Source organism: Hahella ganghwensis DSM 17046, assembly GCF_000376785.1.
GTDB lineage: Bacteria > Pseudomonadota > Gammaproteobacteria > Pseudomonadales > Oleiphilaceae > Hahella > Hahella ganghwensis.
The window spans coordinates 56,705-73,689 of sequence record NZ_AQXX01000115.1 but is presented as its reverse complement, the minus strand read 5'-3'; the positions used below and the strand labels follow the sequence as shown (position 1 = coordinate 73,689).

The following is a 16,985-nucleotide window of genomic DNA, read 5'->3' as shown; positions in this document are numbered from 1 at the left end:
CCTGGGCCTTGAGCCTTCTGATCTCCTCCTGCTCGGGAGTTAGCTTCCCATTGCCTCGAAAAGCCTGGCCGTCATCTCTGCGATGTTCCCTTATCCAGCGGCCCAGCATATTGGGGGTAATCCCAAGGCTTCGAGCAGCATCGGTTTGACTGTAGCCTTGATCCAGAACCAGGCTGATGGCATCCAATTTAAATTCTTTTGAGTACTTCTTTCGTGTGGTCAATTTCTTCATCTCTAGTTAGGGGTATTATCCTTAACTGGGTTGGTCTGTTCTATTAGGCCACGTCATCCGTTGGGCAAACGATTGGAACCGGATCGAAAACTTTTATCTGCGGGTATTTAGCCTTCATCTCAGCAATAAAAGCACGTGAATATTCCTGTCGATCCATCACAGATTTCTTACTAAACGAACAAAGCGTTTCGGATTTAAGATCCCGCAAACATTTCCTCGGATTGACCATGACTTCAGGAGTATCGATCACAACTACAACATTCTTGCCAGAATCTAGCAGGGTCTCCAGAGTTTTTTCAAATCCAAGTTTAAATATTGCTTTATTATCTTCTGCCATCCCATTGCGACTGAGGTGAACATCACCAACTCTGAGGCGATGTTCCTCAAGCACAAAGCGCCCATGGATCGGTCCCTCCCAATGAGCAGCATAGATGACTGTTTTAATCGTTTTAGATGTGAGGATACGGTGTAGCACTAGATCATAGGATTTGTCCCCATTAATCCAGGGATGATCAGTTGGTTTGTCAAACCTAACATGCACCCCATCTAACGGGGTGCCGTTACCAACTGAAAGGACCCCTGTACCATCACCGTATGCATGCAGTAGTCCAGGATACAGGTGATTCGCATGACTATCGCCGAAGAGAATCAATTCTGGACTATCGCTATTCGCTACGCAGAAAATAAGGAAGCTGAGCTGATCCTTGGTGTAATCTTTGGTGCAGGTCTCGTTTTTCTTATAATCCCAGTGTGCAAATTGTGGTTCAAAGGTTTGATATTCAACCTGATTGGACCGCCAAGGATACCCATCGGACCAATAGGCCAAATATCCACTAGATCCTACAATGACCATTGCAATTACAAGGCTAATTGTTTTTATGCGGCTAACACCAACTCTCAATGGCTGCTCAATAAAACGCCAAGTCAACCATGCCAATAAGAAAGATACCATTACTATCATTGCACGTATCTCCAAGGCCGGTGTAGCCACCTCAACAATACGGGCAAATGACAGCAGTACCCAATGCCAGAGATACAGCGGGTAGCTTATGAGACCAATCCAAACCAAAGTTGGATTCGATAGCACAACAAGATTTATGGCAGACTTTGGGCCAGCCGCAATTAGAAATGCCGCACCGAGAACAGGAAGAAGCGCCCACCATCCAGGAAATGTATTTTGCTTGGAGAGTAACACTAGCGCTGCAGCAATTAAAACAACCCCTGCAGCGCTTAGGTGTTGATAGTGTTTTATACGCCCGCTTGAGAAAGCAGCAAGCATAGCACCAACCATCAGCTCCCAGAACCTCGTCAGAGGGGAGTAAAAATCGGCAACTGGATTTGTCTCTGCAATATTCAACCCAAACGATACCAATGTGAGCACCGCTGTCACTAATAGAAGATTGATTCTGACTCTGTATGCAGCCCACAGAATCAGTGGGAATATAATATAGAACTGCTCTTCGATACCAAGTGACCATAGATGTAGCAATGGCTTGGTTTCAGATGCAGTATCAAAGTACCCGCTTTCCCCCCAGAGAGCGAAATTAACAACAAATCCAGCAGCGCTGGCGGTGTGCTTGCCGAGATGCGCATATTCATCAGCCAGTAGGTAGAACCAACCTAAAACCATCGCCGCAATCAATACAATCAGCAGAGCAGGAAAGATGCGCCTAATTCGGCGGACATAGAAGTTGGTAAAACTAAAGCTTTCGCTATTGAGACTTCCAATTATGATGGTAGATATCAAGAAACCTGAGATAACAAAAAAGATATCTACCCCTATAAATCCACCCGGGAACCATTCCGGAAAGGCATGAAAAGCAATAACTGACAGGATGGCAATGGCACGGATTCCATCAATGTCAGGACGATACTTGGGATGCACTAGAAGATCTTGGTTGCTCGACAAACTATTGGCCTTATTTTGTTGGCTGGCGGGAGTATAATTGGAAAAATTTACCTATGACGGGTCGGCTAAGTACCCTGCTGGTTGTTACATTATTACGTTTTACCCAGGTTTCGTGCCGCATCTTTGTCAAATGCAATTCAGAACGTCACCTATTCACTTAGTTAGATATTGTTTTTAACAACACGTTGTCCACTTATCAATCAATCACGCCATATATCGTTGATTCCCATGAAATTTTTCAATATAGATAAAAAACTTGCTTGAGTTCGGTTGGATTTTCTCTCGATTTTATGTCGGTATGCAAGATGCTGATGTTGTTATTGACGGAGAACAAGCTTTTTTAAATCGCAGATCTTGGTTCAATCGCATAAATGATATTGGTTAGCATAATCGCAGAGTACGAATTATCGCCAAAATAGACTCAGGCTCCAACCTATCCATTTTGATAACTACGCGCATGCATATTCGCCTTTATTCAATTTCCCTGATTTCTGGAGAACTTTCGCAAAATTTTTACAGTCACAATACGGTGCATTCGTTAGCTGTAATCTTATGCTGTCGCTCTATGTTTAAAAGTCTTTCATTCTTCAACAAGGTCTGAATCCCCTACTCTCTCCATCGCTTTTCCTCACATATTTCAAAAATATTTTGAAAGTTATACTAATAGAAGCCCGATTATCCTCCGCTCATTTTCCAATAACATGACCTCAAGTATTTACATCTCACCTAACATCAAATCTATGAGGCTATATGATGAAACGCAGTACGGGATATTTACTGGGACTGAGCTTATTGACCGCACAAGCCCCCGCCATGGCGAACGAGTTATTGCTGAAAAGCGATCTGCCAGCGCGCTCAACAATACCGGCCGAGTATTACTGGAATCAGTTTGGTTGCAGTGGGGAGAACCTGGCACCGACCCTTGAGTGGGAGAATGTTCCGGAGGGTACCAAGAGTTTTGCGGTGACGTTTTATGATCTGGATGCCCCAACCGGTTCGGGGTTCTGGCACAGGGTGGTCTATAACCTGCCCGCAGATACCAATTCTCTTCCCGGTGGTAAAGATGGCGGCGTGTTACCGAAAGGCGCTATAGAGTCGAATACAGATTTGGGAGCGCCTGGTTTCTTTGGTCCTTGTCCACCTGAGGGCCGTCAACATCGTTATCAATGGACGGTTCATGCCCTGAGCGTGGATAAACTGCCTGTCGAGGAAGGTGCCACGCCAGCTCTGGTCGGCTTTTTTATCTGGCAGCATGAGCTGGCCAAAAGCAGCCTGACGTTGCTGGCCGGGCCTCGGTAAGCAACGGCACAATGAATCCTCATTCTAAAACACTTAGGGAGCGTCCCAACAACCGCTCATACAATCCCAGATACTCCTGAGCGGATCTGTCCCAGCTAAAATCCTGTCCCATGGCATTCTGGCGAACCTGTCGAAGTAGTTTGGGACTGGAAAATAAGGTCATGGCCCGATCCATGGCGTAGCTCAGGTCATCCACATGGGAATGGTAGAACACAAAACCGGTTTGTGGGCGATCCGGGCCGCCTTCCCAGACGGAGTCGGCGAGGCCGCCGGTGGCGCGGACGATGGGAAGGGTGCCGTAGCGCAGCGCATAGAGTTGCGTCAGGCCGCAGGGTTCGAAGCGGGAGGGAACGAGGAAGAAATCACAGGCCGCCTGGATCAGGTGTGAATAAGGCTCGTTATAGCCGATAGTCACTGATACCTGATCCGGGTGATTCGCTGCTAAAGCTTTAAACTCGCCTTCAAAATAGGGGTCTCCGGATCCCAGCAGGACAAACTGAGCTCCCTTTTCGACAAAAGCAGGGATGATTCGGTGCACCAGATCCAGTCCCTTTTGTTCGCTTAGTCGACTAACGATACCGAAGAGAGGCTTTTTGTGAGTGATTTCCAGGCCACAGCGCTTTTGTAGTGCCTTTTTGTTCTTTGTCTTGCCGCCAAGAGACTTGACTGAATATGGTGCTTCGAGCAGCGTATCTTCTTCTGGCGACCATAGGCCGTAGTCGACGCCATTGAGGATACCGCTCAGGTGGTCGGCCTTTTCTCTCAACAGTCCATCCAACCCACAGCCGAATCCGGGCGTCTGGATTTCCCGGGCATATGTGGGGCTTACTGTGGTAATGGCATCGCTATACTGAATGGCTGCCTTCAGCATGGAAAAGTGTCCATAGTATTCCATGCCTTCCAGTCGATATTCGGTCTCTGGCAACCCAAGTTCCAGGTACTGCTGATAGCTGAACATCCCGGTGAACTGGAGATTGTGAATCGTAAACACCACCGGCGGATGCCTCTGTTTCCAGGTTCTCAGATACGCCGGCACCAACCCGGTTTGCCAGTCATTGGTGTTTACGATATCCGGCTGCCAGCCCATGAGCTGTCCATGTTGCGCTAACATGGCTGCCGCCCAGGACAGGATGGCAAAACGCCGGTGATTGTCATGATGATCGCGCCCCTGGTCATTGAGATATGGACCGCCGGGACGGTTAAACAAATGTGGACTATCCACCAGCCAAAAAGGTGTGCTATTTTCAGGAGACTTACCGGTGAGCAGACGTACCTCGCCAAAACCGTAAGGGTCACCCAAGTTTGGCCCCTGTTTGACATCGACCAACTTATCTACGATGCCTGGATAGGCAGGCAACATGATCCTTGCGTCACAGCCCTTCGCAATCAGGGCTTTTGGCAGTGTACCCGCCACATCGGCAAGCCCCCCTGTCTTGATGAGAGGAAACACTTCTGACGCAACGATGAGAACTTTCATAGATGTCTTATCCCGGACGGTGGACGCGTATCAATGCTTGTTAAGACCGGATTGTCTTACTCAAGACAAGAACTCTAACCGAACCTACCGTCAAACTGAACAGGACATTTGCCGGAATCAAGGATTTCCCGGTGCATGCCAGCATGTGTCGACCTTGCCTTGCCGAGAGGCGCGAGCCCTGCCTGTTTGGAGAATGCTCCGATGAAGCCCCCCCTATGGAGAAAGTCCCCTATGGAAAGAGCCCCACTGGAAAGAATCCCGATGGAGAGCGACAATGAATAAGAAAGCTGAAACGAGTACCGACCTCAATTATGCTCTGAGCAAAACCCTGGCCCTGATTCTGGCCGGCGGCAGAGGCTCACGGCTCATGCAGTTGACCGATCACCGATCCAAGCCCGCGGTCCCCATCGCCGGAAAATTCAAGATCATCGATTTCCCGCTATCCAATTGTGTCAACAGCGGCGTCAGACGTATCGCCGTGTTAACGCAATATCGCTCTCACACCCTTAATCAACATGTTCAGCGAGGGTGGAATTTTCTGCGACCGGATTTCAATGAGTTTATCGAACTCTGGCCTGCCCAACAGCAAACGGAAGAACACGCCTGGTATCAGGGAACCGCCGATGCGGTCTATCAGAATCTGGCGCTGATCAGGCCTCTGGGTCTGGAATATATTCTGATTCTGGCTGGAGACCACGTCTATAAACAGGATTACAGCCTGATGCTGCGTGAGCACATTGAGTCAGGCGCGGATCTGACGGTGGCCTGCATTGAAGTCGAACGGGAAGAAGCCAAAGGTTTCGGCATCATGGGAGTGGATAATGACGACAACATTGTCAGCTTTGTAGAGAAGCCCAAAGATCCTCCCGAAATTCCTGGTAAACCCGGAAAATGTCTGGCCAGCATGGGCATCTATATATTCAATGCCCAGCAAATCACCGACAAGCTGAAGAAGGACGCCGAATCCCCTGAATCCAGTCATGATTTCGGCAAGGACATTATTCCCTCCATGATCGGTAACGGTATATGCAAAGCCCATCAATTCGAGAAAAGCTGCATTGCCAATTCAGAATACCCTCACGAACCCTATTGGCGCGATGTCGGCACATTGACCGCCTATTGGGAAGCCAACATGGATCTCACCCGTCTGATTCCAAGACTTGATCTTTACGATGATTCCTGGCCGATTCGTACCATGCACTACCAACGCCCTGCCGCCAAGTTCAATCATAATCAGGATTATCGTGTCGGCAGTGCGCTCAACTCTGTCGTCTCTGCCGGTTGTGTCGTCTCAGGCGGTACCGTTACCCAGAGCATTCTGTTCAATAACGTGCGGGTGAATTCCTATGCCAGCGTGAATGAGTCCGTCATTCTGCCGAATTGTGATATTGGCCGTCATTGCCGTTTGCACCGTGTTGTGCTGGACGGTCATTGTCATGTCCCCCAAGGCACGGTGATTGGGGAAGACGCCGAACAGGATGCCCAGCGGTTTTACCGTAGCGAAGACGGCATTGTCCTCGTCACACCGAACATGCTTGAGAAACTCGCAGCGCAATAAGGGTGGCTTTTCCAAAGCCAGGGCGCACATGGTTGCGCCCTCAGGTAATCACCGAGGGTTCTTCCCTCCCACTGATAGCCGTAATCTGCGCAAACTGACGTGACAGGGAAATCAATTCGCCCAGAGTTTCCTGAGTGTCCGCATCCTGTCCGGCCACATCTCTTACCGGCTTCTCGATGTAAACCCTCAGCGTTGCACCCACAGTACCGGTGCCAGACAAACGATAGATGATACGTGAACCATCCACAAATTGAAGACGAATACCCTGTTGTTCGCTGATGGAGCCATCTACTGGATCGGTATAGGAAAAGTCATCGCATGTGGCCAGATCAAGTGCGATCCCCTGCTCTTCCAGCCAGTCGGAGACTTTTCCGGAATCTGCAATCTGTCCCCGCAGGTGATTCATGATGGCGGCGCCATCCTCGCTGGAGATACCTTCAAAATCATGACGGGTATAAAAGTTCCTGCCGTATACCGCCCAATGCTCCCTGACGATGTCTGCAACCGGCTGCTTCCGCTCAGCCAGAATACTCAGCCAGCACAATACCGCCCAAACCCCATCCTTTTCCCTGACATGGTCTGACCCGGTACCAAAGCTTTCCTCACCGCATAGGGTGATTCTCCCCGCATCCAGCAGGTTGCCAAAGAATTTCCAGCCTGTCGGTGTTTCATAACAAGGAATGTCCAGCGTTTTCGCCACGGCATCCATTGCGGCCGAGGTCGGCATGGAACGGGCAACACCTCGAAGCCCTTCCTGATAACCTGGAATCAAACGCGCATTGGCGGCAATTACTGCCACACTGTCGCTGGGGGTCACATAAAACTGTCGTCCCAGCACCATATTGCGGTCGCCGTCTCCATCTGACGCAGCGCCGAAATCCGGCCCGGCCTCTGAGAACATTCGCGACACAAGTTCTTTAGCATGGGCCAGATTCGGATCCGGATGATGGCCACCAAAATCTTCCAGTGGCGTACCATGAATCACCGTTCCCCGGGGAGCACCCAGTTCCTCCTCAAAGATGGCTTTGGCATAGATACCGGTAATCGCCGACATGGCGTCAAAACAAAACCGGAAATCTTCAGAACGAAGCAGCACCCTGATCTTTTCAAAATCGAAGATACTGCGCATCAGAGCAGTGTAATCAGCTACCGGGTCGATAATACGTACCAATGTATCGCCGATATGAATATCACCCAAGGTATCCAGATCAATATCAGCACTTTCTATGATGTGATAATGATCAATTTCCTTGGAGGCGGCATAAATTGCATTGGTCAAGGATTCTGCGGCGGGGCCACCGTTGGCGGCATTGAACTTGAGTCCGAAATCTTCCTCTGGACCACCAGGATTATGAGAAGCTGACAAAACAATGCCGCCCATCGTCTGATATTTTCGAATCAGACAGGAAGCGGCTGGCGTTGACAGAAAACCATGCTGGCCAACAATGATTTCACCAAATCCATTGGCAACGGCGACGCGGATAATTGTCTGGATCGCTTCCCGGTTAAAGTAGCGACCATCTCCACCGACCACCAGTTTCGCGCCTTTTTTATCCGGCAGGGTATTGAAAATCGCCTGAACAAAATTCTCCACATAACCCGCTTGCTGAAATTGGCGGGTCTTTTTACGTAACCCTGATGTGCCTGGTTTCTGGTCTTCAAAAGGCACTGCAGCCACTTTTGTGATGTTGACAGACATATTTCCCCCTTATAGGTCGGATGTGTCCCTGGACACTCTTAACAGGCTGTTGGAAAACAACCTGCTAAGCTACAGGATTAAACGGACTCCTGGTTTTCAGCACCTCGCCACAGGGATACGCTGAACGCCGCAGCGACAACCTGCGTGAGGGAGTCCTGCCGGCGGCTGTCTTCGTCTTCGACAACCTTCGTGTCGGCAGGCGCGGTAGAGACAACCAATCGCCATTTTTCCATCTGAAACTTATCGCCAGAAAACACCACTCTATTCGTTGAGCCGTTAAACAATAATAGCCAATCATCCGCTCCTCCGTCGGACTGTCTGGAAACTTTCAGACCAATAAACCTTTGCTCCGGGTTATGCCATTCTGGAGCTTGCATCGGATAACCGTATTGATCCAGCCAACATAGATGGTCGTTAATATCCAGAGTTTCCAGCCCATGAATATCAGCACCATCCGGATCAATGACTTCATGAAAGGCTTCATCCGGCATCTGCAGATCATTCAAAGTAAACAATGTCTGTCTGAATCGGATCAGTTGCTGGACAAAACTGACCAGGGAATGGCGGGAGGTCAGTTGCTGCCAATTCAACCAGGACGTCGGGTTATCCTGACAGTAGGCATTATTGTTGCCCTGCTGACTGTTTCCGAATTCATCGCCCGCCAGCAGGTGAGGCGTCCCACGGGAGATCAGCAGGCTCATTAAAAGATTTTTCTGGTGTTGCTCCCGCTTCCTGAGAATTTCGCTATCTGTCGTTTCCCCTTCCACGCCATGATTGCAACTCAGGTTATGAGCATGTCCATCCTGTCCCTGCTCCCCATTGGCCTGGTTCTGCCGACGCCGATAGGACACCAGATCCTGCAGGGTAAAGCCGTCATGATAGGTAATATGATTCACACTGCAGGCCTGGGACCGGGACTGCTTGTCGAAAATATCCCGCGACCCCATCAACCGGGTGCAGAGACTGGCAACCCCTGCCGGATCTCCCCGCCAAAAGCGACGGAGGTCATCCCGGTAATGATCGTTGACCTCCAGCCACTGAGCCGAAAAACTTCCCAATTGATAACCATTGGGCCCCAAGTCCCAGGGCTCGGCGATCAGTACCCGGTCACGCAGCAGCGGGTCCTGAGACAAGGCCTGGAGCAATGCCGTATTTCCGCCAATATGATCAGGCCCTTCCCGCATCAGGCTGGCAGCCAGATCAAAGCGAAAACCATCGACACCATAGTGGGTCACCCAATGCCGCAGGGAATCCATTACCAGTTGCAACACTGTCGGGTGCTCTGTCTGTAAACTGTTACCACAACCTGAATAGTTCAGATATCTGCCGGAGGCCTGTAATTCGGAATGACCTGCAGCCGATTCCCTGACGGTGGAATCTCCGGCATCCGGCTGGCCCATAACGATACCGGTGTGCTGCTCCCCCGGCTGTTGAGGATTCGATGATTGGCGGTAATAACAGGCGTCAATACCCTTGAGGCAGATCATCCCCTCATCCAGCGCCCCTTCTCCGGTGTGGTTGTAGACCACATCCAGAATCACTTCAAACCCCGCCATGTGGAGTTGCTGCACCATCCAACGAAACTCTTCTACCGGGTCCTGTACCGCATAACGCCAGTCCGGCACAAAAAAGTGAACCGGGTTATAGCCCCAATAGTTCACCAGCCCCTGAGCCACCAGGCGGGGTTCGTCCATAAAGCTGAAGCAGGGCATCAGTTGTAAACTGGTTACCCCAAGAGACTGTAGATAGCGGATTACCGAAGGGTGTCCCAGTCCCAGATACTTACCACGATGTTCGGCTGGCACCTCGGGATGTTGTTGGGTGAAACCTTTGACGTGCAGTTCATAAATGATCCGATCCTGTGGCGGTAAAGATATCGCTTCCGTATCAAGTGGCGACAATGATTTCACGACTGATTTTGGCATTTGGGGTGCGCTGTCTACTAATGCCCAATCTCCCTGCCAACGCAACGATTCATGCCAGGTCACCTTTCCGCTCAAGGCCATTGCATAGGGGTCCAGCAACAGCTTGTGTGGATTTCCTACTGCACCGGGAGATGGCTCGATACGATAACCGTATTGCTGATTTTCCTTCACCCCTTCGACATGGGTATACCAAAGTCCGCCGTGTCGATACTTCATTGGAAGACGCTGCTCAGTTCCGTCTGCCTGAAACAAACACAGAGAGACCTTCTTTGCCGTGCTACTGTGAAGCGCAAAGTGGCAACCGCTCTCGGAAAGCGTCGCTCCCAGCGGCGGCGGTTTTGGCGTTCGAAGACGATTATTCAAAGCCGGGACTTCCCATTACTTTGCCCTATTTCTATTACTCAAACCTACCTGTATCACTCAACCCTACCGCTATCACTTAATCCTCCCGCTATCACTTAATCCTCCCGCTATCACTTGGCCTCGGGGCCCAGAACTTACTCCTGACTGATGCACGGTTTCAAAAACACTGCCGATAAGGGCGGAACATTCAGTGCAATGGAATAAGGTTGTTGATGCAGAGGTTTCCTGGCAGGCCGAAAGTCATCTCCTACCGGATAGTTGCTGCCTCCGTAAAACTCCGAGTCGGTATTCAGTATCACCTGATAATGACGACTTTGCGGCACGCCTATGGCGTAATGTTCCCGTGGAGTCGGTGTCATGTTGACGACAATGATCAGGTGCTGATCAGGATCCTTGGCAAACCGAATCATGGACAACACACTGTTGCCGCTGTCATCCGGCGCCAACCAGCGAAAACCGTCCGGGTGAAAATCCTGCTCATAAAGGCAGGGCTCGTTTCGATACAGATGATTGAGATCACGAATGACTTTCTGTTGTCCCTGGTGTAGCTCATATTGCAGCAGTTCCCATGACAGCGGACGGTTGAAGTCCCACTCATTGGGCTGGGCAATTTCGCTTCCCATGAAGTTCAGCATCTTGCCGGGATGAGCGTAGAGGTAGGCACTGAAGGCTCGCAGATTGGCAAATTTCTGCCATTCATCACCCGGCATTTTGTAAAGCAATGATCGCTTCCCGTGCACAACTTCATCATGAGACAAAGGCAATACAAAGTGTTCAGAAAACGCATACATCATCCCGAACGTCAGTTCGTTATGATGGTACTTGCGATAAATATGATCACGTGACATATAACGCAGGCTGTCATTCATCCAGCCCATATTCCATTTGAATCCGAACCCCAGTCCGCCTTCAAATGTTGGCTTGGAAACCCCTGGATAGGCGGTGGATTCTTCCGCGATGGTCATGGCTTTCGGGTAGTTCAGGTAGATCGTTTCGTTTAGCCGCTTAATGAAAGCGATAGCCTCCAGGTTATGATTACCACCAAACTGGTTGGCAACCCACTCCCCGTCTTTACGGGAATAATCCAGATACAACATGGAAGCCACGGCATCCACGCGAATGCCATCAATGTGAAAACAATCAAACCAGTAAAGGGCATTACTGATCAGGAACTGGCACACATGTTCACGACCATAGTCATAAATCAGTGAATTCCATTCCTGGTGCCAGCCCTTGCGAGGATCCGGGTATTCATATAACGGCGTGCCATCAAAATTCGACAGCCCATGACTGTCCGTGGGGAAATGCGCAGGCACCCAGTCCAGAATCACCCCAATGCCGGCATGATGGCAGGCATCAACAAACGCCTTGAAATCATCCGGGGTACCGTAGCGGCTGGTCGGCGCGAACAACCCGACCGGCTGGTAACCCCAGGAAGCACCATAGGGGTATTCGGAAATGGGCAGGAGTTCAATGTGGGTATACCCCATTTCCTGAATATAAGGAATCAGTTCCTCCGCCAGCTCCCTATAGGACATGGGTCGACCATCCTTAAATTTCCATGACCCCAGGTGGACTTCATAGATATTGAGAGGCGCTTCCAGTGCCGGTGGGAGCGGTTGTTCCCGCCACCTTTGATCGTTCCACTGGTATTGTTGATGATCGTAAACGACACAGGCAAAGGATGGATGCTGGTCGATAGAGAACGCCATGGGGTCAATCTTATGGGGCAAAAGGTCACCCTGGGCGCTTCGAATTTCAAATTTATAGCGATCACCAGACTTTACATCCGGGATAAACAACCGCCAGATACCGTCACCGCTTGCCCCCATGGGATGCACGCGACCATCCCACTGGTTGAAATCCCCTACCACGCTGACCGAGCGGGCATGTGGTGCGTATACCGCGAAACGAACCCCCTCCACCATTTGCCCCTGAATCTCCGAGGAAGTCAGGTGTGCCCCCTGATTCCGGTACAGAGTGGCCGCATCATAATGGAAATCATGAAACGTCAGCTCACTGAACTGATAGGGATCGAGCTTATCGAAGGTCTGATCGTCATAGGTCACGCGAAAACGACAATGGGAGGACTGAGCCACCAGAGGGTCCGTGCTTTCAACCATCACTTGAAAAAGCCCATCCTCATGAACTTTTTCCATGTCCCGACAGACTCGTTCCTCGGGCTCATAGATTGGCAGCCAACTGACCGCCTCCACTCTGCGGGCGTTTGGAAACCAGCAGGTAATGGTGACCGCGGTTGAATTACCTGCCGAATCTTCTTTTGAATCGTTTGCCGAGCCTTTTGTTAATCCCTTAATGGAGCTTTTGCGCATTCCCAGCAGATCAAAGGGGAGCGCGCAGTGTGCATTGAAAAGTTCTTGCAGACGATCATTCTTCATTGATTATCCTGTCAATTTTGCAAGAGTCTGATATTCGATCATTTTGACCCTAGGTTGCCTTCACCGAATCCATGTCTTCCTGATCTAAACCGGCCAGTGCTTTCTTGAAATAGATGTGTGTCAGATGTGGCGGTAACTGCATCATAAGGTCGAGGTTTCTCTCTTCCGCCTGTTCCATCGCCTCCTCATTTACATACAACTCAGCGGCTCTTTCTATCAGCAGACTCAGGTTTATCGGTTCTTTGAACCGCTTCGCCGGATAATCCACGCAGTATTCGGCAAAGGCATACAAGGCTTCCACCACCGTACTTTTATAATAGGCCGGATGCAAAGGCTGCAACAATTGATCGAGCAGTTTGGCGAAACTCTCCTCACCCGGTGTCATGGAACCTCTGACCATATCACAGTCCAAAACAGAGTCCGGACTGGCCTGCTCACCGAATACCAGACTGGAAGCATGCGCCAGGCTCTGCCAGATGGATTTGAGAAAGGTACTGTCAAAGCCCGTTAGCATCCCCCTGGCAATACGCCATTCCAACCAGTCTGTCCCGACAGCCGAAATGGGTTGCGAGGTGGCTTCATAGATATCCGTATGGCCACCGGCGTCCACTTTGAAGCTGTGCCGGACGCCATAGGAAAAGTGCTCTTTCTGCGCCAGAAGAATATCGCGTACCCGATGATAGAGTGTACATGGCGAAAGTTTCGCCAACTCCGCCAGCGCCTGCTGGACCTCCGCGTCATCATCCCCTGCGAGATCGGCACATACCAGAATCAGATTTCGCAGTTGGAGTGTTCTTAAGCCATCAAACAATTCAGCCTCAGTCCGAAGCAGAGATCCCAGCGTGACGATAAGCTCCTGAAGCAATACTTTTTCCAGAGGGTCAGCGATATCGCGGGAAATTTCCTGTGTAATGGCCTCGTCCGCCAGAGGACTGAGCGGTGACAGCCCAGGGGACACTCCCTGCCCGATGGTCACTGACATATGACGGGCGTTGAGGTTGATCAATGAATCAGCCAGCCCGACATGGGAATAATCCAGCAATCCAAAACAAAATCTGGCAACCGACCAATGCTGGCGATATTGAGCGTTCAGATATAGCCTCTTCAACAACTCCCGATGCACAGGGTCTGTAATCTGCAGCTTGGCTTCAGGAGATTCCGGCGTTACCTGCCCTTTATCGCGAACCGGCTCTGAGCCTTGATCTTTTTCGGTAACGGTTTTTGGCGGCGCGGCCAGAAAATAGGCCTTGATAGTTTGCAGGTTATCCTGCTCGTTATGGCTATTGATCAATCGCCGGATTAGTGTCTCAGCTTCACCTGTAGCCATTTCCGTATCCAATTGGCAGGTCTCAATCAGGTGTGGGTGGCTGCGGGCCACCAGTGGGGCGATGCACAGCCCCGGAATTGTCAAACTGTTCACCCTGGAGGCTCGATACGCAAGACTGGCGGAAGCATAGCCCACCTGTTCATGCTCGCTGCGTAACTGCATGTCCCTTAATGCCTGAAACAATTCCACCACATCAGGTACCATACAGGTCATCTGATCAATCATCAGAGTAAATACCGCCACTTCATTGTGGTACCAGTGCTGGCGGATGTGGCGGATTTCCCGCTTCACTTTTTCGACGACCAACTGGGTATCAAACTTACGATAGTCACCATATTCACTCTGCAACCAGGACAGACAAAGGACCATCTGCTGGTTGATTCTATAGGTTTGAGAGGTCGCCAGGCTCTGCAGACGCCGACGTGGCCGGCCGCTTAATCCCAGCGCTTCATTGGCACCTACCTGTGTATAGGCTTCCACAAGATGTGTCGCCGACACCACGGCAATCGGGCCAATATCTTCCAGTGTTTCAGCAATGACGCCCTGATCCGAAAGCTGAGCTTTGACATCATCATTTTCCGCCAGGACCACCAGCGCCACTTCAGAATTAATATAACGTGTAGCCCTGCGCCTCATTCGCAAAGGATCCAGATCGTCTTCGCTGATCAATCCTTCGTCCAACATTCGTCCGGTCAGATACAGACTTTGCGCCCAGACCAGCGGAATATTCTCATTCGGCACTCTTTCCTGAGAATGTGGTCGCCGCTTTTCCGCGGTGATTTTATCTTCAGGCACATAATAGAGTTCAGGCAGGAGTTTGTGCCCATCCACGTCGACAGTCAGCGCTTCAAGCCGTTCACGATAATGTGCGGCGGCATCAGCATCGCCATCAAAGAGTGACGATAAATAAAGATAGGTGAAAAACAATGGCCATTCAGATTCAACATGTTCAAAATTCACCAACTCTGAATGCTCATAGTGAATTCGACTACTGTCTTCCAGTAATGTCTGATGACCGTCCCAAAGGAAGCGTTTGCAGCCATAGCGCCCCTCCAGCTTGGACAAGATTTCCTGACGGGTCTTCTGCACCAGCGCCTGATCGCCTACAGCGAATGCGGGATACCCGATAATACTTAACAGGGCGCTATCGACTTCTTTGGACAATGACTCACGTGGCAACAGCGCCGCCAATGTGGATCTGGCCCGGGAAACAGCATCCGGTATGGTGTGTATAATGGCCCTCGGATCAGCCCCCTGGCCAAACAGGTTCAGCCCGTCCAGTGCCTGAAGTGCCGCTTTAGCCATTCCTACGGAACTGGCATTGATCTCGGTCTTGCCGTTGTTGATTTTATTTCCACGCTCCCAGATCCCGTAGTCAGCGACGCGGTATGCGGTGGACACGTAATAAACGAGATTCTGGATAAAATCGACTTCGCTCAGTGTGCAGACAATCCGAAACCCCGAAGCCGTCATTTGCGCCAGCATCAGCATATATACAGACGTGGCATCGATCTGCAGATGGCCCCAGGCATCATCTGCCACGACTTCCAGTCCGGAAGCCGTGTCATATTTGGCGTGTAAAGCATCCAGGCGATCCTGAGTCTGCTTGAACTGTTCGACTTTGGCAGCCTGCCGCATCATGGCCTGCAACAGTCCCCGCATCAGTTTTATACAGGCCTGCTCCAACTGATCGCTGCGAATACTGTCACCTTCATGACGGTAGGCCAGGGACAATCCCCAGACGCAAATGATGGAATAAACGTTGTCACGTACCCAGGCATCGGTGTAATCGCCATGGGTATTCACACTGGTGCTGGCTGGCAGGAGTCCCGTCACCGGATGCTGGCGGGACAAAATGACTGAATTAACGTCGTTATACAGTTGATCCAGAAAAGCGGTTTGTTTCATCAGGAGCCCAATCGTCACCGAACTCAGATCATTATCAGGCAATACCTTGACAAAATATACACCACTTTAAATACGACTCAGAAACAGAGATGCCTTGCTGGCGTTCAGCTTCCACTGCGGCGATTGACCAGCCACACCGCAGCCTCTACCCGGGATTTCATGCCCATTTTCTTAAGTATATGCTTCACATGCACCTTAACGGTGCCGTCAGAAATATCCAGATCCCGGGCAATCACTTTATTACTGTGCCCTTCGGCGATGCGGGTCAGAATTTCATATTCACGGCTGGTCAGTGACGCGGAAGGGTCAACGTCCCGATCACCGGGTTTGCGCAGTGCTACAGCCAGAATTTCCGTCAAACGCTCACTGATCGCCATTTTGCCCAATGTGGCCTGTTTGATTTTTTCCAGGATTTCCTCCGGCTCCATATCTTTGAGCAGATAGCCGTCAGCACCAGCCCGAAAGCAGTTCACCACATCCGCTTCATTGTCGGACACCGTCAGCATAATCACACGGGAATCCACCCCACTGGTGCGGAGCATACGCAAGGTATCCAGACCATCCATTCCCTGCATATTCAGATCCAACAGAATCAGATCAGGTTCCAGTTCACGTGCTTGTTCCAGCGCCTCCTCGCCATTCTTGGCTTCGGCCACAATCGAAAGCTCATCCTCCAATTCAATCAACTGACGGATGCCTTTACGAAACAGGGGATGGTCGTCCACTAACATTACCGTTGCTTTATTCATTACTTATCATTCCCCGGGGGTTACATCATTTCCTGTTAGGCTCTGTTGAGCATAAATCAATTCACTTCAGAGTATGGCATGGCCTTAGCTCAGGTGAATTTTCGAATTGATCCAGATCAGGTTTTACAAGGATACCTGTT

At 50.5% G+C, this 16,985-nt stretch carries 10 protein-coding genes and 1 pseudogene; 2 read left to right on the top strand and 9 right to left on the bottom strand.

Annotation, left to right across the window (positions count from 1 at the left end; all coding sequences use genetic code 11):
• The 3 genes and pseudogenes from F566_RS0114155 to F566_RS38350 form a co-directional block, all read right to left on the bottom strand.
• On the bottom strand, nt 1–223 hold a 223-nt coding region (locus F566_RS0114155; protein ID WP_026179677.1), incomplete at its 3' end, for a transposase.
• Nucleotides 224–275: 52 nt separating this feature from the next.
• Nucleotides 276–1,085, bottom strand: coding sequence for an SGNH hydrolase domain-containing protein (locus F566_RS38355; protein WP_425402011.1), 810 nt, complete (start codon nt 1,083–1,085; stop codon nt 276–278).
• 78 nt (nt 1,086–1,163) lie between these two features.
• Nucleotides 1,164–2,117: pseudogene (locus F566_RS38350) on the bottom strand (acyltransferase family protein); the annotation flags it as partial.
• A 774-nt stretch (nt 2,118–2,891) separates the two neighbouring features.
• Here F566_RS38350 and F566_RS0114145 point away from each other — a divergent pair.
• Complete coding sequence (locus F566_RS0114145) at nt 2,892–3,440, top strand: YbhB/YbcL family Raf kinase inhibitor-like protein (RefSeq protein WP_026180007.1); 549 nt, start codon at nt 2,892–2,894, stop codon at nt 3,438–3,440.
• A 19-nt stretch (nt 3,441–3,459) separates the two neighbouring features.
• Here F566_RS0114145 and glgA read toward each other — a convergent pair whose 3' ends face one another.
• Complete coding sequence (gene glgA, locus F566_RS0114140) at nt 3,460–4,917, bottom strand: glycogen synthase GlgA (RefSeq protein ID WP_020407654.1); 1,458 nt, start codon at nt 4,915–4,917, stop codon at nt 3,460–3,462.
• Nucleotides 4,918–5,191: 274 nt separating this feature from the next.
• On the opposite strand from glgA, the gene glgC reads away from it, so the two are divergent.
• Entirely contained in the window at nt 5,192–6,475 is a 1,284-nt protein-coding gene (gene glgC / locus F566_RS0114135) for a glucose-1-phosphate adenylyltransferase (RefSeq protein ID WP_020407652.1), read from the top strand.
• A gap of 40 nt (nt 6,476–6,515) precedes the next feature.
• Here glgC and F566_RS0114130 read toward each other — a convergent pair whose 3' ends face one another.
• The 5 genes from F566_RS0114130 to narL form a co-directional block, all read right to left on the bottom strand.
• On the bottom strand, nt 6,516–8,174 hold the full coding sequence (locus F566_RS0114130) for an alpha-D-glucose phosphate-specific phosphoglucomutase (RefSeq protein WP_020407651.1): 1,659 nt from the start codon (nt 8,172–8,174) through the stop codon (nt 6,516–6,518).
• 77 nt (nt 8,175–8,251) lie between these two features.
• Nucleotides 8,252–10,462, bottom strand: a complete 2,211-nt coding sequence (locus F566_RS32925) for a glycogen debranching protein (protein WP_083921087.1) — start codon at nt 10,460–10,462, stop codon at nt 8,252–8,254.
• Between the two features lie 134 nt (nt 10,463–10,596).
• On the bottom strand, nt 10,597–12,861 hold the full coding sequence (gene glgB / locus F566_RS0114120) for a 1,4-alpha-glucan branching protein GlgB (protein ID WP_020407649.1): 2,265 nt from the start codon (nt 12,859–12,861) through the stop codon (nt 10,597–10,599).
• 49 nt (nt 12,862–12,910) lie between these two features.
• The gene (locus F566_RS0114115) at nt 12,911–16,096 is read right to left on the bottom strand and encodes a phosphorylase b kinase regulatory subunit alpha/beta (RefSeq protein ID WP_051085337.1); all 3,186 of its coding nucleotides are present in this window, start codon (nt 16,094–16,096) and stop codon (nt 12,911–12,913) included.
• A gap of 104 nt (nt 16,097–16,200) precedes the next feature.
• Nucleotides 16,201–16,845 carry a two-component system response regulator NarL gene (gene narL / locus F566_RS0114110; protein WP_020407647.1) on the bottom strand — a complete coding sequence of 215 codons (645 nt, stop codon included), beginning with the start codon at nt 16,843–16,845 and terminating at the stop codon, nt 16,201–16,203.
• Between the last annotated feature and the right edge of the window lie 140 nt (nt 16,846–16,985).